Origin of the sequence: Promicromonospora sp. NPDC019610 (genome assembly GCF_044389365.1) — a bacterium.
Classification (GTDB): Bacteria; Actinomycetota; Actinomycetes; order Actinomycetales; family Cellulomonadaceae; genus Promicromonospora.
In genome coordinates this window covers 258163-277010 of the sequence record NZ_JBIRXX010000003.1, presented here as the reverse complement: position 1 = coordinate 277010, position 18848 = coordinate 258163, and the positions used below count along the sequence as shown (strand labels likewise).

The window sequence follows — 18848 nt, the reverse complement described above, 5'->3', positions numbered from 1 at the left end:
TCACTGCACACAACCGAGAGCACTGCTCTTGCCAAGGCGCGCCCGCCCGTGCCACGCTGCGACACGACAGAGAGCACCGCTCTCGGAATGGAGCATTGATCATGTCTGACACCCACCTCGTCGTCGGCGCCGGTCCGATCGGCCGGCACGTCGCCGCCCTGCTCGCCGAGCGCGGGTCGCGCGTCACGGTCGTGAGCCGCTCGGGCCGCACCACCGGGATCGACGGCGTCGAGCACCTCGCTCTCGACGCCTCCGACGCCGACGCCCTGTCCCGCGCCGCCGAGGGGGCCGACTACCTCTACAACTGCGCCAACCCGGCCGACTACACCCAGTGGGAGCGCGTCTGGCCCCCGCTCGCCTCGTCCCTGCTGACCGCCGCGGAGCGGTCCGGCGCCGTGTACGGCATCACCGGCACGCTCTACCCGTACGGCCCCGTCGACGTCCCGATCTCGGAGGACCTGCCCGACGCCGCGACCGACCACAAGGGCCGGCTCCGCGCCCGGATGTGGGCGGACGCGAGGGCGGCGCACGAGGCCGGGCGCATCCGGGCCGTCGAGATCCGCGGCTCCGACTACATGGGCCGCGGCGTCGGCGGCAACGGCCACATCTCGCGCCTGGTGCCGAGCGCGCTGCGGGGCAGGCGGGCGCTGATGATGGGCCGCACGGACCAGCCGCACACCTTCACCGACGTCGCGGACGCCGCCCGCACGCTGGTCGCCGCCGCGGAGGACCCGGGCGCCCACGGCCGCGTGTGGCACGTGCCGAGCAACGCCCCGGTGACGCAGGCGCAGGCCCTGACCGACGCGCTCGCGAGCGTCGGCAGGCCGCCGGTGCGGATCTCCTCCCTGCACGGCGCCGGGCTCGCCGCGGCAGCTCTCGCCGTCCCCTTCATGCGCGAGATGCGGGAGATCATCTACCAGTGGGAACGGCCGTACGTGCTGGACGACGCCGCGGCCCGCGACCGCTTCGGCATCACCCCGACCCCGTGGGCGGAGGTCTGCCGGCGCACCGCGCAGGTCTGAGGGAGTGGCTGGGCGCGGATCTGCCGGGGGCCGGGCGCGGACCGGCCGGACGGGGAGCCAGGAAACCCGCGTAGCATCGTCAGGATGGCCTCCTCGCTCCCCGCAGCGCCGGCCTCGGCCACGCGGCACTTCGCCGACGATCTCCGGCAGCGCTCGGACACCGCGCTCGCCGCGCTCCTGCGCGCCCGTCCTGACCTCGCCGCCCCCTCCCCCTCGACGCTCCGGTCGCTGGCCGCCCGCGCGTCGAGCCGTACGTCGCTCGAACGCGCGCTCGCCCGTGCCGACGCCCTGACCCTGCAGGTCCTGGAGGCGGTGCTCGCCCTGGAGGCGGTCTTCCGCGCCCCGCCCGGTCCCACCGCCCTCGGCCCCGAGGTCGTCAACCGCGCGCTCGGCGGCGCGGCGGACGACCGGGCCGCGGTGGAGGCGGCCGTCCACCTGGCCGTCGAGCACGCCCTGCTCTGGGACGCCGGCCAGGGCGCCGGACCGGCGTCGGCCCCGGACCTGCGCACCTCGCCGGGGCTCGACGAGCTGCTGGGGCCCAACCCCGCGGGCCTGGGCCCGCACCTCGACCCGGTCCCGGGCGGGCTGGCCGAGGCGGTCGCCCGCGCCCTCGGTCCGGCACCCGGGGCGCCCGGGACGGGCGCCGCGCTCGACGCCCTCCTCGCCGAGGCGCCGGGCGGGGCGCGGGCGATCCTGGACGCCCTCGCGTGGGGGCCGCCGGTCGGTGTCGTCCCGGCCGCGGGGACCCGCCCCCGCGACGCCGTGAACTGGCTGGTCACCGCACATCTCCTGGTTCGCTCCGACGCCCGGCACGTGGTCCTGCCGCGGCTGGTCGGGCTGGCCCTGCGCGGCGGGCGCACCCACCGCGCACCGCTCACCCGGGCGCCCGAGCCGCAGGGTCGCCCCGTGCCGCGGGCTACCGCCGACGCCGAGGCCGCGAGCGCCGCGCTCGAGCTGGTCCGGCGGGTCCGCGTGCTGCGCGGGTCCTGGGACGAGAACCCGCCGTCGGTCCTGCGCGCGGGCGGCCTCGGCGTCCGTGACCTGCGGCGGCTCGCCACGCAGCTCGAGACCGACGAGCCCGCCGCGGCGTTCGTGGTGGAGGTCGCCGCGCTGGCCGGCCTGGTCCGGGACGACGGCGAGGCGCCACCGTCGTACGTGCCGACGGTGACGGACTGGGACGACCTGGACGACGCCGCCCGCTGGGCCCGCCTGGTCGAGGCCTGGCTGGCCTCGCGGCGCGCGCCGTGGCTGGTGGGCTCGCGCGACGACAAGGGTGCGCTGCGGGCGCCGCTGTCGCCGGACCTGCAGCGGCCGTGGGTGCCGCGGCTGCGGGACAGCGTGCTCGGCGTGCTCGCGGCGGGCCGGGACGGCGAGACCGTGCTGGCTCCCACGGCGGCCGCGGTCGTCGAGGTGCTGACCTGGCACACGCCTCGCTCCGTGCCACCCGCGAGCGCGGTCGAGGGGCTGCTGGCCGAGATGGAGTGGCTGGGCGTGACGGGCGCGGGCGCGCTGTCGGCGCCCGGCCGGGCGCTCCTCCCGACGGACCCTGCCCGCCCGGCCGACGTCGCCGGGGCGCTGCGCGCCGTGCTCCCGCACGAGGTGGACGAGATCCTGCTGCAGGGCGACCTCACGGGGATCGTCCCCGGGCGACCGTCGCGCGAGCTGGCGCGGCTCCTGGAGCGGGCTGCGGACGTCGAGTCGCGCGGCGCGGCGACGACGGTGCGGTTCAGCCCGGCGTCGGTCACGCGGGCGCTCGACCACGGGGAGACGGCGGACGGCCTGCTCGACGAGCTGGCGCACCGGTCCCCCGTGCCCGTCCCCCAGCCGCTGGAGTACCTGGTCCGGGACACCGCCCGGCGGCACGGCGCGGTGCGCGTCGGCTCGGCGTCGGCGTACCTGCGGGCCGCCGACCCGACCGTGCTCGCCGGGCTGGAGCACGACCCGTCCCTCGTCGGCCTCGGCCTGGTGCGGCTCGCGCCGACGGTGCTCGCGGCGTCGGTCCCCGCGGCCGCCCTGCACGAGGCGCTCCGCAGCCGCGGGCTGGTCTCGGCCCTGGAGGGGCCGGACGGCCGGGTGCTCGTCGCGCGCCGCGGCGTCACGGGCCGGGCGATGCCCGCGCCGCGCTCGGCGGCGGCGATCCGGATGGGTTCCGGGTCCGACGTCGCCACCCGCGCGCCCGACCCCGAGGTCCTGGTCGCCGAGCTGCGCGCCGTCGAGGCGGCGGCCCGGGCCGGTGCGCGGGCGCGGGCGGACGCGGCCGAGGTGGCCCATTCCGTGGCCCCCGCGAGCGGTATCCCGCTGCGCGGGTACCGGGTGGTCCCCGGGCGACCCGCCGGCAGCACGGGGACGGCGGAGGAGGTGACGTCCGGCGCGGCCGGGCAGACGCCGCCGCTCCCGACGAACGGGTCCCGCCCCGCCGCGGCGACCGTCGGCGAGCCGTCCACGGACCCTGATCCCGGGCCCGAGGACGAGGACGCGGGAACACAGCACCCCGCCGACGGGTTGGCACTGCTGCGCGACGCGCTCCGCGACGGCTCCACCGTGATCGTCGAGGTGGCCGGGCACACCGGCCGGCTGGAGCGCCGCGAGCTCAAACCCCTGAACCTCGACGGTGGCAGGCTGCGCGCGCTCGACCCGGACCGAGAGGCCGAGCTGACGATCGCCGTACACCGCATCGCGTCGGTCCTGCCGACGTCATCCACGCCCTGAGGCGCACCAGACCAACACTGAGGGAGACCCCATGCCCGACGGCCCGTTGATCGTGCAGAGTGACAAGACGCTCCTGCTGGAGGTCGACCACCCGAGCGCCGAGCAGGCGCGCCGCTCCATCGCGCCGTTCGCCGAGCTGGAGCGTGCGCCCGAGCACGTTCACACCTACCGCCTCACCGCGCTGGGCCTGTGGAACGCGCGCGCGGCCGGCCACGACGCGGAGCAGGTCGTGAACACGCTCATCGAGTTCAGCCGGTACCCGGTGCCGCACGCGCTGCTGGTCGACGTGGCCGAGACGATGTCCCGCTACGGGCGCCTCCAGCTCGCGCAGGACCCCGCACACGGGCTCGTGCTGCGCACCACGGACCGGGCGGTGCTCGCGGAGGTGCTGAAGTCGCGGCGCACCGCGGGCCTCGTCGGCGCGCGGATCGACGAGTCCACGGTGGCCGTGCACCCCTCCGAGCGGGGTCACCTCAAGCAGGTCCTGGTCAAGCTGGGCTGGCCGGCCGAGGACCTCGCGGGCTACGTGGACGGTGAGAAGCACCCGATCGAGCTGAGCCCCACCACGCACCCGCGCACGCCGCACGAGAAGGCGGCCCCCTGGGAGATGCGGCCCTACCAGGCGCAGGCCGTGGACGGGTTCTGGCACGGCGGCTCCGGCGTCGTGGTGCTGCCCTGCGGCGCGGGCAAGACGATCGTCGGCGCCGGCGCCATGGCCAAGTCGGGCACGACGACGCTGATCCTGGTGACGAACACCGTCAGCGCACGCCAGTGGCGCGACGAGCTGGTGCGGCGCACCACGCTGACCGAGGACGAGATCGGCGAGTACTCCGGCACCAAGAAGGAGATCAAGCCGGTCACCATCGCCACCTACCAGGTGCTCACCACCAAGCGGAAGGGCGTCTACACGCACCTCGAGCTGCTCGACGCCCGCGACTGGGGCCTCGTCCTGTACGACGAGGTGCACCTGCTGCCCGCGCCCGTCTTCCGGATGACGGCGGACCTGCAGGCGCGGCGCCGGCTCGGCCTGACCGCGACGCTGGTGCGCGAGGACGGCCGCGAGGACGAGGTGTTCAGCCTCATCGGGCCCAAGCGGTTCGACGCGCCGTGGAAGGACATCGAGTCCCAGGGCTACATCGCCCCCGCCGACTGCGTGGAGGTGCGCCTCACGCTCCCGGAGAGCGAACGGATGACGTACGCGACGGCCGAGACGGAGGACAAGTACCGGCTGGCCGCGTCGGCGTCGGGCAAGAAGAAGGTGGTGGAGCAGATCGTGGCGCGCCACCCCGACGACCAGGTGCTGGTCATCGGCCAGTACATCGACCAGCTCGAGGAGCTGGCCGAGCACCTCGGCGCGCCGATCATCACCGGGCAGACCACCAACAAGGAGCGGCAGCGACTGTTCGGCGCGTTCCGCGAGGGCGAGATCTCGCGCCTCGTGGTGAGCAAGGTCGCCAACTACTCGGTGGACCTCCCGGAGGCGTCCGTCGCCATCCAGGTCTCGGGGTCGTTCGGGTCGCGGCAGGAGGAGGCGCAGCGGCTCGGGCGCATCATGCGACCCAAGGCCGACGGGCGCACCGCGCACTTCTACGCCGTGGTCGCGCGAGACACCGTGGACCAGGACTTCGCGGCCCACCGGCAGCGGTTCCTGGCCGAGCAGGGATACGCGTACCGCATCGTGGACGCCGAGGACCTGGACGAGTCGCCGGCCGGTTCGACGACGCCCTGACGTCGGGGCTGCTCAGGGCGTGAAAATGCCCTTCACGCTGGGCATTCACCTGGGGATTCGTTGCACATACGCAACGTTGCGGTCTCCGATTGCGGTGTCTTGAACCCGGGGTGACGATCAGGGACGTGATCGAGTCCCGAGCAAGAGCCGAGCGTCCGCACGATCCCGGCACCCGCGCTTCCGGGGGCTGGGTCATCGTGGCCTTCGCCGGCCTCGTCGGCATCGTCCTGGCGGCCACCTCGCAGGCCGCCAGCGCGACGGTCGTCGGGCCGGCCGAACCGCGGCCGTCCGTGTCGCCGCGCCTGTCGGCGGCGACGCAGGCCGAACTCATGTCGGACATCCTGCCCGCGTCGCCGCCGATCACCCTCACGGACCCCGTGACCGACGGCGCGGGCGCGCTCACCGACACCGAGCGCCAGGACGTGCTGGCCGCCGTCGAGCGGCTCGCCGCGGAGTCCGACCTGCGCATGTTCGTCGTCTTCATCGAGAGCTTCGACGGCACCGACCCCGTGGACTGGGCCAACGCGAGCGCGAACCAGTCCGGGCTCGGGACCGACGACCTGCTCCTCGCCATCGCGACCGTCGACCACGAGTTCGGCCTGTCCGCGGACACCAACGTGCCGCTCACGGAGGGCCAGCTCGGGCGGATCGACGACGCCGTCGCGTCCGCCGTCGAGGACGAGCGGTGGGCCCCCGCGGCCACCGACGCCGCCGACGCGGTCCGCACGGGGGTCGCGGGCACCACCAGCCCCCTGCTCGTGGTGGGTATCGCCGGCGTGGCGATCCTCGTGCTGGCCGCCCTCGGCTACGTGCTGTGGCGGTTCGCCGTGCCCCGGCTCCGACCGCTCCTCGTCCAGCTCAGGGACCGCACCCCGGTGGTCGGCGGGCCGGCGCCGGACGCCTTCGCGGACCTCACGCTCGACGAGCTCGACGAGCGCGCCGCGGCGGCCCTGGTCGGCATCGACGACGCCCTGAAGACGTGCGAGCAGGAGCTCGGCTTCGCCCGATCGGAGCTCGGCGCCGACGCCACGCGGGACTTCGAGCTGATCCTCGAGGGCGCCGCCGCCGACGTCCGCGAGGCGTTCGCGGTGCGGCAGGTCGTGGACACGGAGCCCCGGGCCACCGCGCCCGAGGACGCCGACGGCGCGTCCGGCGACGGCACGTCCGGCGACGGCGGGGTCGACGACGCCGCACCCCACACCGCGGAGGACCCGGTGCGCCGTGCCCGCCTCGCCCGGATCATCGCGCTCTGCGAGGCCGCGGCCGACACGCTCGACACGCGCACCCGCGCCTTCGACGACCTGCGCCGCCTGCAGCAGCGCGCCCCGGAGCTGCTCGCCGACGTCGTCGCCCGCGAGGCCGAGGTCGCCCAGCGGGTCGCCGCCGCGCGCGGCCTCCTGACGCAGCTCTCCCGGCGGTACCCCACGGGCCCGCTGGCCACCGTGGTGGGCAACCCGGAGCAGGCGGAGCTGCTGATCGCCAACGCCAAGGAGGCCGTGGCCGCCGGGAACTCGGCCCTTGCGGCCGGCCAGAAGGCCGTCGCCGTGGCGCACGCGCGGGGCGCGCAGAACGCCCTGGGGCAGGCCGTCATGCTGCTCGACGCCGTCGACGCCACCGCGCTGCACCTCCGGGAGGCCGTCGGCCGGCTCGACAAGTCGATCGCGTCGCTCACCCAGGACGTGGCCGCCGCCAAGGCGATCGAGGGCGACCTCCGCGTCACCCTCGCGCGCGCCGCGGCCCAGGCCTCGCTCAAGAACGTCGAGGTGACGCGCGAGGGCGGCGACCCGCTCGCCGGCCTGCAGCGCATCGCCGCGGCGGAGGCCGCCCTCGACGCCGCCCTCGCGTCCACCCGCGACCACACCGAGGTCAAGGCCCGCGCGTCCGCGCTGCTGCGCGACACGCTCCGGCGCGTCGACGCGCAGCTGCGGCAGACCGCCGACTTCATCGCGACCCGCCGCGGGGCCGTCGGCGCCGCGGCGCGCACCCGGCTCGCGGAGGCGGTCCGGCTGGCCGACGTCGCCCGCGCGCTCCACCCGACCGACCCCACCGCGGCCCTGAACGAGGCCCAGGAGGCGAGCGCACTGGTGCGGGAGGCGGCGCGCCTGGCCCGCCAGGACGCGGACGCCGTCGTCGCGGCCGCCGCCGAGGCCGAGCCCGACGCCGGCGGGGACGACGCGAACGGGCCGATCAGCGGCGGCATGATGCTCGGCGGCATCCTGCTCGACCCTCACCTGGTCCGCTCCCGCAAGCGCGCCCGTACGGCCCGGATCGGCGGCGGGTTCGGCGGGGGCGGGTTCGGCGGCGGTCGCCCGGCGGCGCACCGCAAGCTCGGCACGGTCCGGGCCTGGTGGCCGGCGCACACCCGGTAGGCGCCCCGCCCGGCCGTCCGGGGGTCAGTGCTCCAGGATGACGGTGCCCTCCGACGCCGCGCGGTCACCCTCCGGCTGCGTGTGCCGCGCGTTGTGCCCGTGCGAGGCCTCCTCGAGCACGGCGAGCTGATCCGCCGACAGCTCCACGGGCGTGGTGTACACGATCCACCGCACTCCCTCGGTGCAGGGTGGCGTGGTCAGGCTGCCCACGTACGACTCGAACGTGGGGTCCTCCGGCAGCATCGCGGACACGTAGAACGGCAGGTCCTTCGTGCCCGGGGTGGCCGCGCCCTCGACGAACGGCTGCCAGTCCTGGTTGTCGTGCGGGCCCTCCTCGGCGAACACGCCGATCACGAGGGTCTCCCCGCCGGGTGTGGCGTGGACGAAGTGGAACTCGGCGGCCATCGCCTCGCCGTCGACCGTGTGCTCCGACGGCGCGTGGAAGTGCACCTGGGCGATGTCGAAGTTCTTGCCGTCCCACTCGACCCTGGACGTGGCCGTCCGTGGCACGAGCTGGATCGTGTGACCGGTGTCCACCGCCTGCGCCGTGGTCGGCGTGGACGTGATCCTCGGGTGCTCCGTCGCACGCACGCCGGCGTGAGCCGGCAGGTCGATCGGGGACTGCGCGGCACCGGTCGAGCACGTGGCGAAGTCGGCGGAGAGGTCGCCCCAGGTGTCCTGGCCCGTGTCGCCGTCGTAGGTCCAGTGCACCTCGGCCGCCGGCGCGGGCGGTGGCGCGGCGGATGCCCCGGCGTCGTCGGGGGCCTCCGCCGCGCAAGACGCGAGCACGGGCAGGAGGAGCAGGGCAGCGGGCAGGACAAACCTCTTCATCCGCGCATTATCTGCCCGCAAACCGCCTACAGGTAGCGCAGCGGGTCAAACTCCTCGATCGGGATGATCCGGACGCGCGGCAGCATGGTGGTGAACGCGTCGGCGTCGGCCTCGAGGTCGTACATGACCAGACCGCGCTGCTCCAGCTCCGTGAACCGGGCGTTGACGAACTCGCGGAAGCCCAGCAGGCCGACGCGGCGGTCGTCGTCCTCCAGCAGGGCCTCGATCTGCGGCAGGAAGTCGCCGTCGTGGCTCGCGAGCAGCACGTCGCCGGGGCGGTCCATGAGCGCGTCGAGGGTGCGCTGGATACCGACGTCGACGACCTTCTCCGAGCCCTGCGCGGCCAGCGGGATGGGCTTGTAGCCCATGGCGAGCAGCGCCTGCACGAACGGCATCGGCATCTGGCCGGACGTCGCGTTGAGGAAGAACAGCGGCACGACGTCCTGCGACCAGACCTTCTCCGCGAACGCGGAGATACGGTCCCAGCGCGGGCGCTCCTCGGGTGCCGGACGGCGGTTCAGCACGTTCATGCCGAGCGTGGCGTCGATGTTCTCACCGTCGACGATGAGATACGTGCGCCGGGGCAACTGCCCGGACTCCTGCGGGGACGGTGCTGACATGCGACACAGCCTAGGCCGTGTGCGCCGAATCGCGGAGCCGAAGCCCGTCCGACAGGGGCGCCGGACACCGGGAGCGGAAGCCTGGGGGATTTCCCGGGCGAAACTCAGGCAGTCTTCAGGAACCAGCCGCACACTGGAAACATGGCTACTCCTGAGGCGCGTCTGGTCGTCGTGGACGACGAACCGAACATCCGCGAGCTCCTGTCCACGTCCCTGCGCTTCGCGGGCTTCGAGGTCCATGCCGCCGCCGACGGCAACGGCGCCCTCCAGCTCGTCCGCGACGTCGAGCCCGACCTCGTGGTGCTCGACGTGATGCTCCCGGACATGGACGGCTTCACGGTCACGCGCCGCATGCGGGCGACCGGCCGGCACACCCCCGTCGTCTTCCTCACCGCGAAGGACGACACGCAGGACAAGGTGCAGGGTCTCACCGTGGGCGGCGACGACTACGTGACCAAGCCCTTCAGCCTGGAGGAGGTCGTGGCCCGGATCCGCGCGGTGCTGCGCCGCACGGGCGTGCCCGCCCCCGAGGAGGAGGCCGTGCTGCACGTGGGTGACCTCGAGATGGACGAGGACTCGCACGAGGTGCGCCGGGCCGGCGTCGAGGTGGACCTGTCGCCCACGGAGTTCAAGCTGCTGCGCTACCTCATGCTCAACTCCGGCCGCGTCCTGTCCAAGGCGCAGATCCTGGACCACGTGTGGCAGTACGACTGGGGCGGCGACGCGAACATCGTCGAGTCCTACATCTCCTACCTGCGGCGCAAGATCGACACGCTCGAGGTCGAGGGCGAGACCCTGCCCCCGCTGATCCACACCAAGCGGGGCGTCGGCTACCTGCTGCGTGCCCCCCAGCCCGTCCGTGCTTAGGGAGCGCCTCGCCGGTATCCCTCTGCGCGCCAGGCTCGTCGCGATCATCTCGCTGCTGCTGGCGGCGGGGCTCGGTATCGCCGGCATCGCGACGACCACGGTGGTCTCCAACTTCCTGGTCCAGCAGGTGGACGACGAGCTGCACACGGCCGCGCTCGACCCGATCGGCATCATCCAGTCCACCTCCGGCCAGGCCCTGCCGAGCGACTACTACGTGCTCATCGAGAACGAGAGCGGCAAGCAGACCCAGCTCGGGAACTCCGCGATCACGCGCTTCGGCAGGCCCAAGCTGCCGACCGTGACGTACGAGGAGGCCGTCGCCAGCGGCGGCGAGCCGTTCACCGCCGCGGGGGCGACCGGCACCGGCGACACGGGCGAGGGCGGCACCGGCGACGACTCCGGACAGCGCACCGGCACCGAGAGCTGGCGCGTCATCACGCTGGGCGCGACGTACCCGAGCGGCGAGCGCGCGACCGTCTACGTGGCGCTGCCCCTGGTGGGCATGGACCGCACGGTCTCGATCCTGACCCGCACCCTGATCATGTCGGGCCTGGGCATCGTGCTGCTCGGCGGACTCACGGCGTGGCTGCTCGTGGAGCGGTCGCTCCGCTCGCTGCGGAACGTGGAGCACACGGCCGCGCAGATCGCGGCGGGCGACCTCACGCTGCGCGTCCCCGAGGCGCCCGCCGGCACCGAGATGGGCTCGCTGGCGGCTTCGCTCAACGCGATGCTGACGCAGATCGAGCGCGCCTTCGCCGCCCAGGAGGCCTCCGAGGTGCGCATGCGGCAGTTCGTCTCGGACGCCTCGCACGAGCTGCGCACGCCCGTCGCGACGATCCGCGGCTACGGCGAGCTGTACCGGATGGGCGCCCTGGACAGCTCCGAGAAGGTCGACGACACGATGTTCCGCATCGAGGACGCCGCCAGGCGCATGGGCACGCTCGTCAACGACCTGCTGGTGCTCGCGCGCCTCGACGAGGGCCGCCCGGTCGCCCGCGAGGACGTCGACCTGGTCGCCCTCGCGCGGGACTCCGCCCAGGACCTGCACGCGCTGGACCCGACGCGCGACGTCACCGTGGTGCCCCTCGCCCGGGACGCCGGTCCGGACGACCCGGCGGGGCAGGTCCCCGAGAAGCTCGTCGTGGAGGGCGACGGCGACCGCCTGCGGCAGGTCCTGACCAACCTCATCGGCAACGTCGCGCGGCACACGCCGTCGGGCACGCCCGCCGAGATCGCGCTGGGGGTGCTCCCGGGCTCGCCGGCCACGCCGGGCGCGACCGGCGCCGCGCAGAACGGCGAGAAGGCGGCCCCGGGCGGCGACGCCCCGGCGTCGGGCCGCAGCGCCGTCCTGGAGGTGCGGGACCACGGCCCCGGCCTCACCGAGGAGCAGGGCCGGCGGATCTTCGAGCGGTTCTACCGCGCCGACTCGTCCCGCACGCGGGAGTCGGGCGGCGGCTCGGGGCTGGGGATGGCGATCGTCGCGGCGATCGTGGGCACGCACGGCGGGCACGTCGAGGTGGCGCAGACCCCCGGTGGCGGGCTCACGGTCCGGCTCACGCTGCCGCTCTGACACGTCCGGGGCCGAACCGTGATCACGATCCCGTGACGGTGGTAGCCGCCACTGACCGTTTCGGTAATAGGCTGGTCGTGGAGTGACCGACATCGACCGTTAGGCAGAGTTCACATGGGCGTGCTGACGTCTGACGCGCCGCAGTGGTTCCTCAAGTCCTTCGTCCGCAGTGCGGTGGGCGCGGGGGCCACGGCGGACACCGAGGCGATCGAGGCGGTCGGCCAGTCGCTGCTCGACCGGTGGGCCGACGAGAACCGGCACTTCCACAACCTCCGCCACCTGGCCGCCGTGCTGCACCGCGTGGACGAGCTGGCCGAGGAGACGCACGAGCCGGACCTGGTGCGTCTCGCCGCCTGGTACCACGGCGCGGTGTTCAACGCCGAGCGCAAGATGGCCGACGCCTCGCAGGGCGGCGAGCAGACCACGGCCTCGGCGGCCCTCGCGGACAAGGAGCTCACCGAGCTCGGCGTGCCCGCGCGGGCGGCGGACCGGGTCGCCGCCCTGGTCAACGCCATCGTGCGGCACGCGCCCGACCCCGCGGACTTCGACGCCGCGGTGCTCAACGACGCCGACCTCGCGATGCTCGCCGCCGAGCCGCAGCGGTACAAGGACTACAAGTCCGCGGTGCGCGCCGAGTACGCGCACATCCCCGCCGAGGACTACCTCCGGGCCCGGATCCGCGTGATCGAGCGGCTGCTCGCCCGTAAGTCGCTCTTCCTGAGCCCCATGGGCGCCGCGTGGGAGGAGCCCGCGCGGCAGAACCTCGACATGGAGCTGCACCGGCTGCGCAAGGAGCAGGCGAAGCTCGAGTCGGCCTGACGCCGCCCACGACCGACCCTCCGAACGGCCGCCCAGCGGTTCGAGCGCGACCACACCCCCCGCATCCACAGGCCTGTGCACAGGCCGTCCCGCGACCGCCCCGCCGTCGGCCACCCTACGCCTACGGTCGGTGCAGGACGCCGGACGGGCCGGCGTGCGGGGAGGTGATGACCATGCGGTTCGAGGTCGACAGCGACCAGGTGGAGCAGGCGAGCGCGGCGGTGGCGGGCTCGGTGGCCACGGTGCGCACCGAGGTGGGGGCGCTCATGCGCAACCTCGACGCCCTGCAGGCGAGCTGGCAGGGGCCGGCCGCGGCGGCGTTCGGCGGGACGGTCGCGCAGTGGCGGGGCGCGCAGGCGCAGGTCGAAAGCGCGCTGGACGCGATCCAGGCGGCGCTGGCCGCCGCGGCCCGCACCTACGCGGAGGCGGAGGCGGCCGCGACGCGCATGTTCTCCTGAGGGCGCGGACGCTGCCGAGGTCCGGCCGGAGACCGGGCAGGAAAGGCCGACGCCGGCCGGTCACCCTCCGCGTGAGAGGTTGACCGACCGGCGTCGGACAGGTGCGCGGGCCGAGGCCCGAGCGGGTCAGGCCGGACTCAGAAGTCCATGCCGCCCATGCCACCGGTCGGGTCGCCGGCCGGGGCGCCCGCGGGCTCCGGCTTGTCGGCGACGACGGCCTCGGTGGTGAGGAACAGCGCGGCGATCGACGCGGCGTTCTGCAGCGCCGAGCGGGTCACCTTGACCGGGTCGTTGACGCCCGCCGCGAGCAGGTCCTCGTACACGCCGGTCGCGGCGTTCAGGCCCTGGCCGGCAGGAAGGTTGCGCACCTTCTCCGCCACGACGCCGCCCTCGAGGCCGGCGTTCACGGCGATCTGCTTCAGCGGGGCGTCGATCGCGGCACGCACGATCGCGGCACCGGTCGCCTCGTCACCCTCGAGCTCGAGCTTGGCGAACGCGACGGCACCGGCCTGGATGAGGGCCACGCCACCACCGGCGACGATGCCCTCCTCGACGGCAGCCTTCGCATTGCGGACGGCGTCCTCGATGCGGTGCTTGCGCTCCTTGAGCTCCACCTCGGTGGCCGCGCCGGCCTTGATGACGGCCACGCCGCCGGCCAGCTTGGCGAGGCGCTCCTGCAGCTTCTCGCGGTCGTAGTCCGAGTCGGACTTGTCGATCTCGCTGCGGATCTGGTTCACGCGACCGGCGATGAGGTCGGCGTCGCCGGCACCCTCGACGATCGTGGTCTCGTCCTTGGTGACGACGACCTTGCGCGCCTGGCCCAGCTCCTCGAGCGTGGCGTTCTCCAGCTTGAGGCCCACCGTCTCGGTGATGACCTGGCCGCCGGTCAGGATCGCGATGTCCTGCAGCATGGCCTTGCGGCGGTCGCCGAAGCCCGGGGCCTTGACGGCGACGGACTTGAAGGTGCCACGGATCTTGTTCAGCACCAGGGTCGCCAGGGCCTCGCCCTCGACGTCCTCGGCGATGATGAGGAGCGACTTGCCCGACTTCATGACCTGGTCGAGCAGCGGCAGCATGTCCTTGACGTTCGAGATCTTCGACTCGACGATCAGGACGTACGGGTCCTCGAGCACGGCCTCCTGGCGCTCGGGGTCCGTCTCGAAGTAGCGGGCCAGGAAGCCCTTGTCGAAGCGCATACCCTCGGTGAGCTCGAGCTCGAGGCCGAAGGTGTTCGACTCCTCGACGGTGATGACGCCTTCCTTGCCCACCTTGTCGAGGGCCTCGGCGATGAGCTCGCCGATCGCCGGGTCGCCGGCCGAGATCGCGGCCGTGGCGGCGATCTCTTCCTTCGTCTCGATCTCCTTGGCGGCGTTCAGCAGCTGCTCGGTGACGGCCTCGGTGGCCTTCTCGATGCCGCGCTTGACGGCGATCGGGTTGGCACCGGCGGCAACGACACGCAGGCCCTCCTTCACGAGCGCCTGGGCGAGCACGGTGGCGGTGGTGGTGCCGTCACCCGCGACGTCGTCCGTCTTCTTGGCGACCTCCTTGACGAGCTCCGCACCGATCCGCTCGTAGGGGTCCTCGAGCTCGATCTCCTTGGCGATGGAGACACCGTCGTTGGTGATCGTGGGGGCGCCCCACTTCTTGTCCAGAACCACGTTGCGGCCCTTGGGGCCGAGCGTGACCTTCACCGTGTCGGCGAGCTGGTTGAGCCCGCGCTCCATGCTCCGACGAGCAACCTCGTCGAAAGCGATGATCTTGGCCATGGGGATGAATCCTCCGCTGGTGGCTTGTCCAGGCCGGCCGGTGCCCGCGACGGACGGCAACCGCCTCGACGAACCATGTCTCGCCGCGGCAGGAGGCCTCACCATTCGACCCTGCTGTCACTCTCCAACGGAGAGTGCTAAGACATTATTGGCACTCGGACCTTGAGAGTGCAAGGCGCGTACACCGCGGGCGAACGCGGGGCGACTACCCCGGCGCCAGCCCCGGCACGTGGCGGACGTCGAACTCCCGCACCAGCGCCCGCCGCGCGGCGTGCCACCCGCCCATGCCGTGCACTCCCGGGCCCGGCGGCGTCGACGCCGAGCAGAGGTACACCCCCTCGGCGACCTGGTAGGGGTCGGGAGCGAGGGTCGGCCGCGCGATCATCTGCCACATGCTCGCGGCGCCCGCGGAGATGTCGCCGCCCGGGTAGTTCTGGTTGTGCCGCTGCATCTGGTCGGCGGGTATGCACCGCGCGCCGACGACGACGTCGCGGAAGCCGGGCGCGAAGCGCTCGATCTGGCGCGTGACGGCCTCGGTGAGGTCGTGCGTCGAGCCGGCGGGTACGTGGGCGTAGGTCCACAGCGGCCGCGTGGCGCCGCGCACCCGGCCGGGATCGGCCACGCCCGGGTCGCTGAGCAGGACCATCGGGTGGTCGGGATGCACCCCGTGCGCGACGGCGTCCTCCGCGATCACCATCTCCGCGCGCGTCCCGCCCACGTGCACGGTCGACGCGCGTCCGACGTCGGGCGCCGCCCAGGGGACGGGGCCCGACAGGACGAAGTCGACCTTGGCGGCAGCGTTGCCGTACCGGAACCTGCGCAGGGCGGCGCGGCGGGGCGCCCGGATCCGGTCCCCCAGGACCCGCAGCACCGTGGTCGGCGTGGTGTCGAAGAGCACGGCGCGGGCGGGCGGCAGGTCGCGCCAGGCGTCGACCGGGCGGCCGGTCTCGACGGTGCCGCCGTGCGCCCGGAGGTCACGGACCAGGGCGTCGGTGATGGCCTGCGAGCCGCCCACCGGGACGGCCCAGCCGCCGTCGGCGTGCGCGAGGGCGGCGAGGAGCAGCGCGGTACCCGCCCCCGCGTAGGACGGCAGCGGCGTGATGGCGTGCGCCGCGACGCCGGTGAGCAGAGCCTTCGCCTCCTCGGTGAGGAAGCGCCGCTCCCAGCGCGGGCCGCCCTGCTCAAGGAGCGCCGCGCCGAATCGCAGGCCCGGCCGGACCAGGGAGGCCAGGCCCCAGGTCTCCGACGCGTGCGCGCCGTGGTCGCGCACGCCCTCCAGCATGCCGCGCACGGTCCGCTTGTCCCCGAGAGCGAGCGCGGTCACCTGTCGCCAGCTCTCGGCCAGGGGCCTGATCAGGTCGCGCCAGGCGTCGCCGTCGGCCCCGAGGCCGTCGGCGGTCCGGGCCAGGTCGCGCCACGCGATGCCCGCGCGGTCGCCGCCGAGCGGCTGGGCGTAGGCGACCTCGGGCGCGACGAGCTCGACGCCGTGCGCCGGGAGGTCGAAGGCCCGGAAGAACGGCGAGGCCCAGGCCATGGGGTGCACGGCGGAGCAGAGGTCGAAGAGCAGGTCGCCGCCGAGCTCCGGGACGGGGAGCGTGCGCGCGCCACCGCCGATCGTCGGCTGCGCCTCCAGCACGCGGACACCCAGGCCCGCGCGGGCGAGCGTCACCGCGGCCGCCAGGCCGTTCGGCCCGGAGCCCACCACCACCGCGTCGAGGAGCGTCACGCCCCCCATCGAATCACGGGTGCTCGCCGGGCAGGGGGCGCCGGGCGGGAACCAGGGCGAGCAGCCGCGGTACGGGGCGGCTGCTCGGTGGCGTCGGGCTTCGTCGTCCGACGGGGTGCGATACCGGTCGTCGTCGACCGTCCAGTGCGGACGCCGGGGTCTGGGTCCCAGCATCCTCGGGGGGCGGCGGGCGACGGGTGGGCCCTTCCCACCCGTCGTCCCATCGAATCAGAGTGGACGAACCTGCTCTGCCTGCGGACCCTTCTGTCCCTGCCCCACCTCGTACTCGACTTCCTGACCCTCGTCGAGGGACCGGTAGCCATCGCTCTGGATCGCACTGTAGTGAACGAAAAGGTCCTGGCCGCCGGCGGTCGGGGTGATGAAGCCATACCCCTTCTCGGCGTTGAACCACTTGACGGTGCCCTGGGCCATGCGTAGTTCTCCTTGTACCTCTGCACGGGCCACTCGGTCGACCCGTGGTGGTTCGAGCGTAGTGGTCCGTCTCACACCAGGGAAGCCTCAATGCCCGGTATGCGGCATTAAGCGCATGGCGAACGCCCAGGTCAGAGGGCTGCAAACGGACGCTTGTCAAGGAATATCAACGTGGTGGTACGGGCTCAAGCGCTCAACACAGACGGATCACGACCCAACGTGAGGCAGCCCCACAGCATGAGCACGCGACCCTCCCTCGACCAGAGGAAGGGCCGCGCCTGGTTTCGAACTACCCAATCACGTGGCAGCCGCCGCTGTCACCGCCATAGAACCGCGTAACGCTCGCCGTGTTGGGACCGTAGAGACCATCGCGGAAGATCCCGTGGTAATCCTGCATGTTCCAAACCGCAGCAGCAGTCTCCGCCCCGTAATCCCCGTCGCGAACGAGAGTGGTCGCGCCGCTCGGTAGCCCACCCGGGTAACGACTCGCATAGCACTGGTTGTAGGTGAGCTGAATCGCCCTGGTAGCGACGTACGTGTAGTGATCGGGGTTCTGGTAGCACTTGTTGGTGCCGGTCCCCGCCCCGGGAGCGATGTACAACGGCATCCCCTGGATGCTGCCGGAGGCGTTGTTGCAGTAGTTCACGGCCGCAGCGCCCGCACCGACAGTTTCCGCCTGGGCCGGCAGAGCGGCAATCGCTCCGCCCAACAGCAACGCGATCGAGGCGACCAACGCACCCATCACCCGCTCGAACGATCTCATCATCGACACTCCCCAAAAGGGACGCCAGGCCAGCCACTCATCCTGGCATCGCACGAAATGGACGCCCAACGCGTCCACGTCGGAGAGTGTCTGCCAAAACGGACATACCGCTCAAGAGGGGCGTCGGGTGATTTTCTGCCCGTTACCCGTCAGCCCGCGTTGGCTGGCGGAGTCACAAGGATCACCCAGACACCTTCGGTCGGGTGCGCGGCAACATCGTCCGAAGGCTGGACGTTGGCCGGATCCACGCCGAGCACCTCAGCCACAGCAGACGCCGTGTCGGCGCGATCTCCGCCATAGAGGACCGTGTTGGCCGCTACCGAATCAGGTGCTGGACCATTTTCGGCACCGGTGTCCAACGGGTGAATCTCTCCCTCGAAGCCCGCGGCTTGGAGGTTCGTCGCCACAGTGCCAGCCATACCGTCCATACCCTCGCCGCCGTTGTTGTACACACCGATGACAGTCTCGGCGGACTTGTTCGCGCTCGCCGGGTCACCCGGGTACTGCGCTTCGGCGGAGGGCGAGGGGGAAGACGATGCCCCGCCCGTCCCCTCGGCCGACGGCGATGCCGACGGCGAGACGGGTGCCGAGGCCGAGGACGACGGGTCGCCCGACGCCTCTGCCGGGTCGCCGTCGCCGGAGAGCAGTGTGATGCCGCCCCACGCCACGGCGGCGCAGACTACGGCGACCAGCAGGAACGGCCAGGCCGAGCTCCAACCGCTGCGCGGTGCACGGTGCACACCCACTGGTGCGCCCCCGGGGACAGCGACGTCGAACTCGTCGGGCGGGTAGGGGTAGCCACTCTTCGTCACGGCAGAGAGAGTAGCGGGTTGTTGTGACGGATCGGTGCCTTCTCAGTGGTTCTCATCCGCCAGACGACGTGCAGATCGTCCTCTCTGCCGGGTCGACCGGAGCCTGCGCAGACGCTTGACCAGCATCGGGTCGTGCTCCAGGGCGGCCGGGGAGTCGATGAGCGTATTGAGAACCTGGTAATACCGCGTGGCCGTCAGACCGAACAGCTCACGCGCCGCCTCCTCCTTGGCGCCGGCGTACTTCCACCACTGGCGCTCGAACGCGAGGATCTCGCGGTCCCGGTCGGAGAGCCCCTTCTCCGCGCCCGCGACGGGGGCCTCGACATGGGCGACCAGCGTCTCGCCGGTCCCCCCG

At 73.3% G+C, this 18848-nt stretch carries 16 protein-coding genes; 8 read left to right on the top strand and 8 right to left on the bottom strand.

Annotation, left to right across the window (positions count from 1 at the left end):
* The first annotated feature begins 101 nt into the window (after window positions 1–101).
* From ACH45N_RS22455 to ACH45N_RS22440, 4 genes are all read left to right on the top strand, one after another.
* Window positions 102–1022 (top strand): NAD-dependent epimerase/dehydratase family protein, encoded by a 921-nt coding sequence (locus tag ACH45N_RS22455; protein ID WP_397398041.1) that lies wholly within the window; start codon window positions 102–104, stop codon window positions 1020–1022.
* Between the two features lie 84 nt (window positions 1023–1106).
* Window positions 1107–3731: a helicase-associated domain-containing protein gene (locus ACH45N_RS22450; RefSeq protein WP_397398039.1), complete on the top strand. Its 2625-nt coding sequence runs from the start codon at window positions 1107–1109 to the stop codon at window positions 3729–3731.
* 31 nt (window positions 3732–3762) lie between these two features.
* Window positions 3763–5460 (top strand): DNA repair helicase XPB, encoded by a 1698-nt coding sequence (locus ACH45N_RS22445; RefSeq protein ID WP_397398037.1) that lies wholly within the window; start codon window positions 3763–3765, stop codon window positions 5458–5460.
* A gap of 125 nt (window positions 5461–5585) precedes the next feature.
* Entirely contained in the window at window positions 5586–7829 is a 2244-nt protein-coding gene (locus ACH45N_RS22440; RefSeq protein ID WP_397398035.1) for a TPM domain-containing protein, read from the top strand.
* Window positions 7830–7853: 24 nt separating this feature from the next.
* Here the strand turns inward: ACH45N_RS22440 and ACH45N_RS22435 are convergent, their stop codons facing one another.
* Complete coding sequence (locus ACH45N_RS22435; RefSeq protein ID WP_397398033.1) at window positions 7854–8660, bottom strand: carbonic anhydrase; 807 nt, start codon at window positions 8658–8660, stop codon at window positions 7854–7856.
* A 26-nt stretch (window positions 8661–8686) separates the two neighbouring features.
* Complete coding sequence (locus tag ACH45N_RS22430) at window positions 8687–9280, bottom strand: NYN domain-containing protein (RefSeq protein ID WP_397398031.1); 594 nt, start codon at window positions 9278–9280, stop codon at window positions 8687–8689.
* A gap of 141 nt (window positions 9281–9421) precedes the next feature.
* Here ACH45N_RS22430 and ACH45N_RS22425 point away from each other — a divergent pair, with 141 nt between their 5' ends.
* From ACH45N_RS22425 to ACH45N_RS22410, 4 genes are all read left to right on the top strand, one after another.
* Window positions 9422–10147, top strand: coding sequence for a response regulator transcription factor (locus tag ACH45N_RS22425; RefSeq protein WP_182619482.1), 726 nt, complete (start codon window positions 9422–9424; stop codon window positions 10145–10147).
* Complete coding sequence (locus ACH45N_RS22420) at window positions 10140–11717, top strand: ATP-binding protein (protein WP_397398029.1); 1578 nt, start codon at window positions 10140–10142, stop codon at window positions 11715–11717. Before ACH45N_RS22425 ends, ACH45N_RS22420 begins: the two co-directional genes overlap by 8 nt.
* Window positions 11718–11831: 114 nt before the next feature.
* Window positions 11832–12536 carry a hypothetical protein gene (locus ACH45N_RS22415; protein WP_397398027.1) on the top strand — a complete coding sequence of 235 codons (705 nt, stop codon included), beginning with the start codon at window positions 11832–11834 and terminating at the stop codon, window positions 12534–12536.
* 173 nt (window positions 12537–12709) lie between these two features.
* Window positions 12710–12994 carry a WXG100 family type VII secretion target gene (locus tag ACH45N_RS22410; protein WP_397398025.1) on the top strand — a complete coding sequence of 95 codons (285 nt, stop codon included), beginning with the start codon at window positions 12710–12712 and terminating at the stop codon, window positions 12992–12994.
* Window positions 12995–13131: 137 nt separating this feature from the next.
* Here ACH45N_RS22410 and groL read toward each other — a convergent pair whose 3' ends face one another.
* The 6 genes from groL to ACH45N_RS22380 form a co-directional block, all read right to left on the bottom strand.
* Window positions 13132–14760, bottom strand: a complete 1629-nt coding sequence (gene groL, locus ACH45N_RS22405; RefSeq protein ID WP_397398023.1) for a chaperonin GroEL — start codon at window positions 14758–14760, stop codon at window positions 13132–13134.
* A gap of 205 nt (window positions 14761–14965) precedes the next feature.
* Complete coding sequence (locus ACH45N_RS22400; protein ID WP_397398021.1) at window positions 14966–16495, bottom strand: phytoene desaturase family protein; 1530 nt, start codon at window positions 16493–16495, stop codon at window positions 14966–14968.
* A 219-nt stretch (window positions 16496–16714) separates the two neighbouring features.
* Window positions 16715–16918 carry a cold-shock protein gene (locus ACH45N_RS22395; RefSeq protein WP_036964095.1) on the bottom strand — a complete coding sequence of 68 codons (204 nt, stop codon included), beginning with the start codon at window positions 16916–16918 and terminating at the stop codon, window positions 16715–16717.
* Window positions 16919–17207: 289 nt separating this feature from the next.
* Window positions 17208–17759: a peptidoglycan-binding protein gene (locus ACH45N_RS22390; protein ID WP_397398018.1), complete on the bottom strand. Its 552-nt coding sequence runs from the start codon at window positions 17757–17759 to the stop codon at window positions 17208–17210.
* 71 nt (window positions 17760–17830) lie between these two features.
* Window positions 17831–18493: a LytR C-terminal domain-containing protein gene (locus tag ACH45N_RS22385; protein WP_397398016.1), complete on the bottom strand. Its 663-nt coding sequence runs from the start codon at window positions 18491–18493 to the stop codon at window positions 17831–17833.
* Window positions 18494–18535: 42 nt separating this feature from the next.
* Window positions 18536–18829: a DUF3263 domain-containing protein gene (locus ACH45N_RS22380; RefSeq protein ID WP_397398625.1), complete on the bottom strand. Its 294-nt coding sequence runs from the start codon at window positions 18827–18829 to the stop codon at window positions 18536–18538.
* Window positions 18830–18848: the final 19 nt, after the last annotated feature.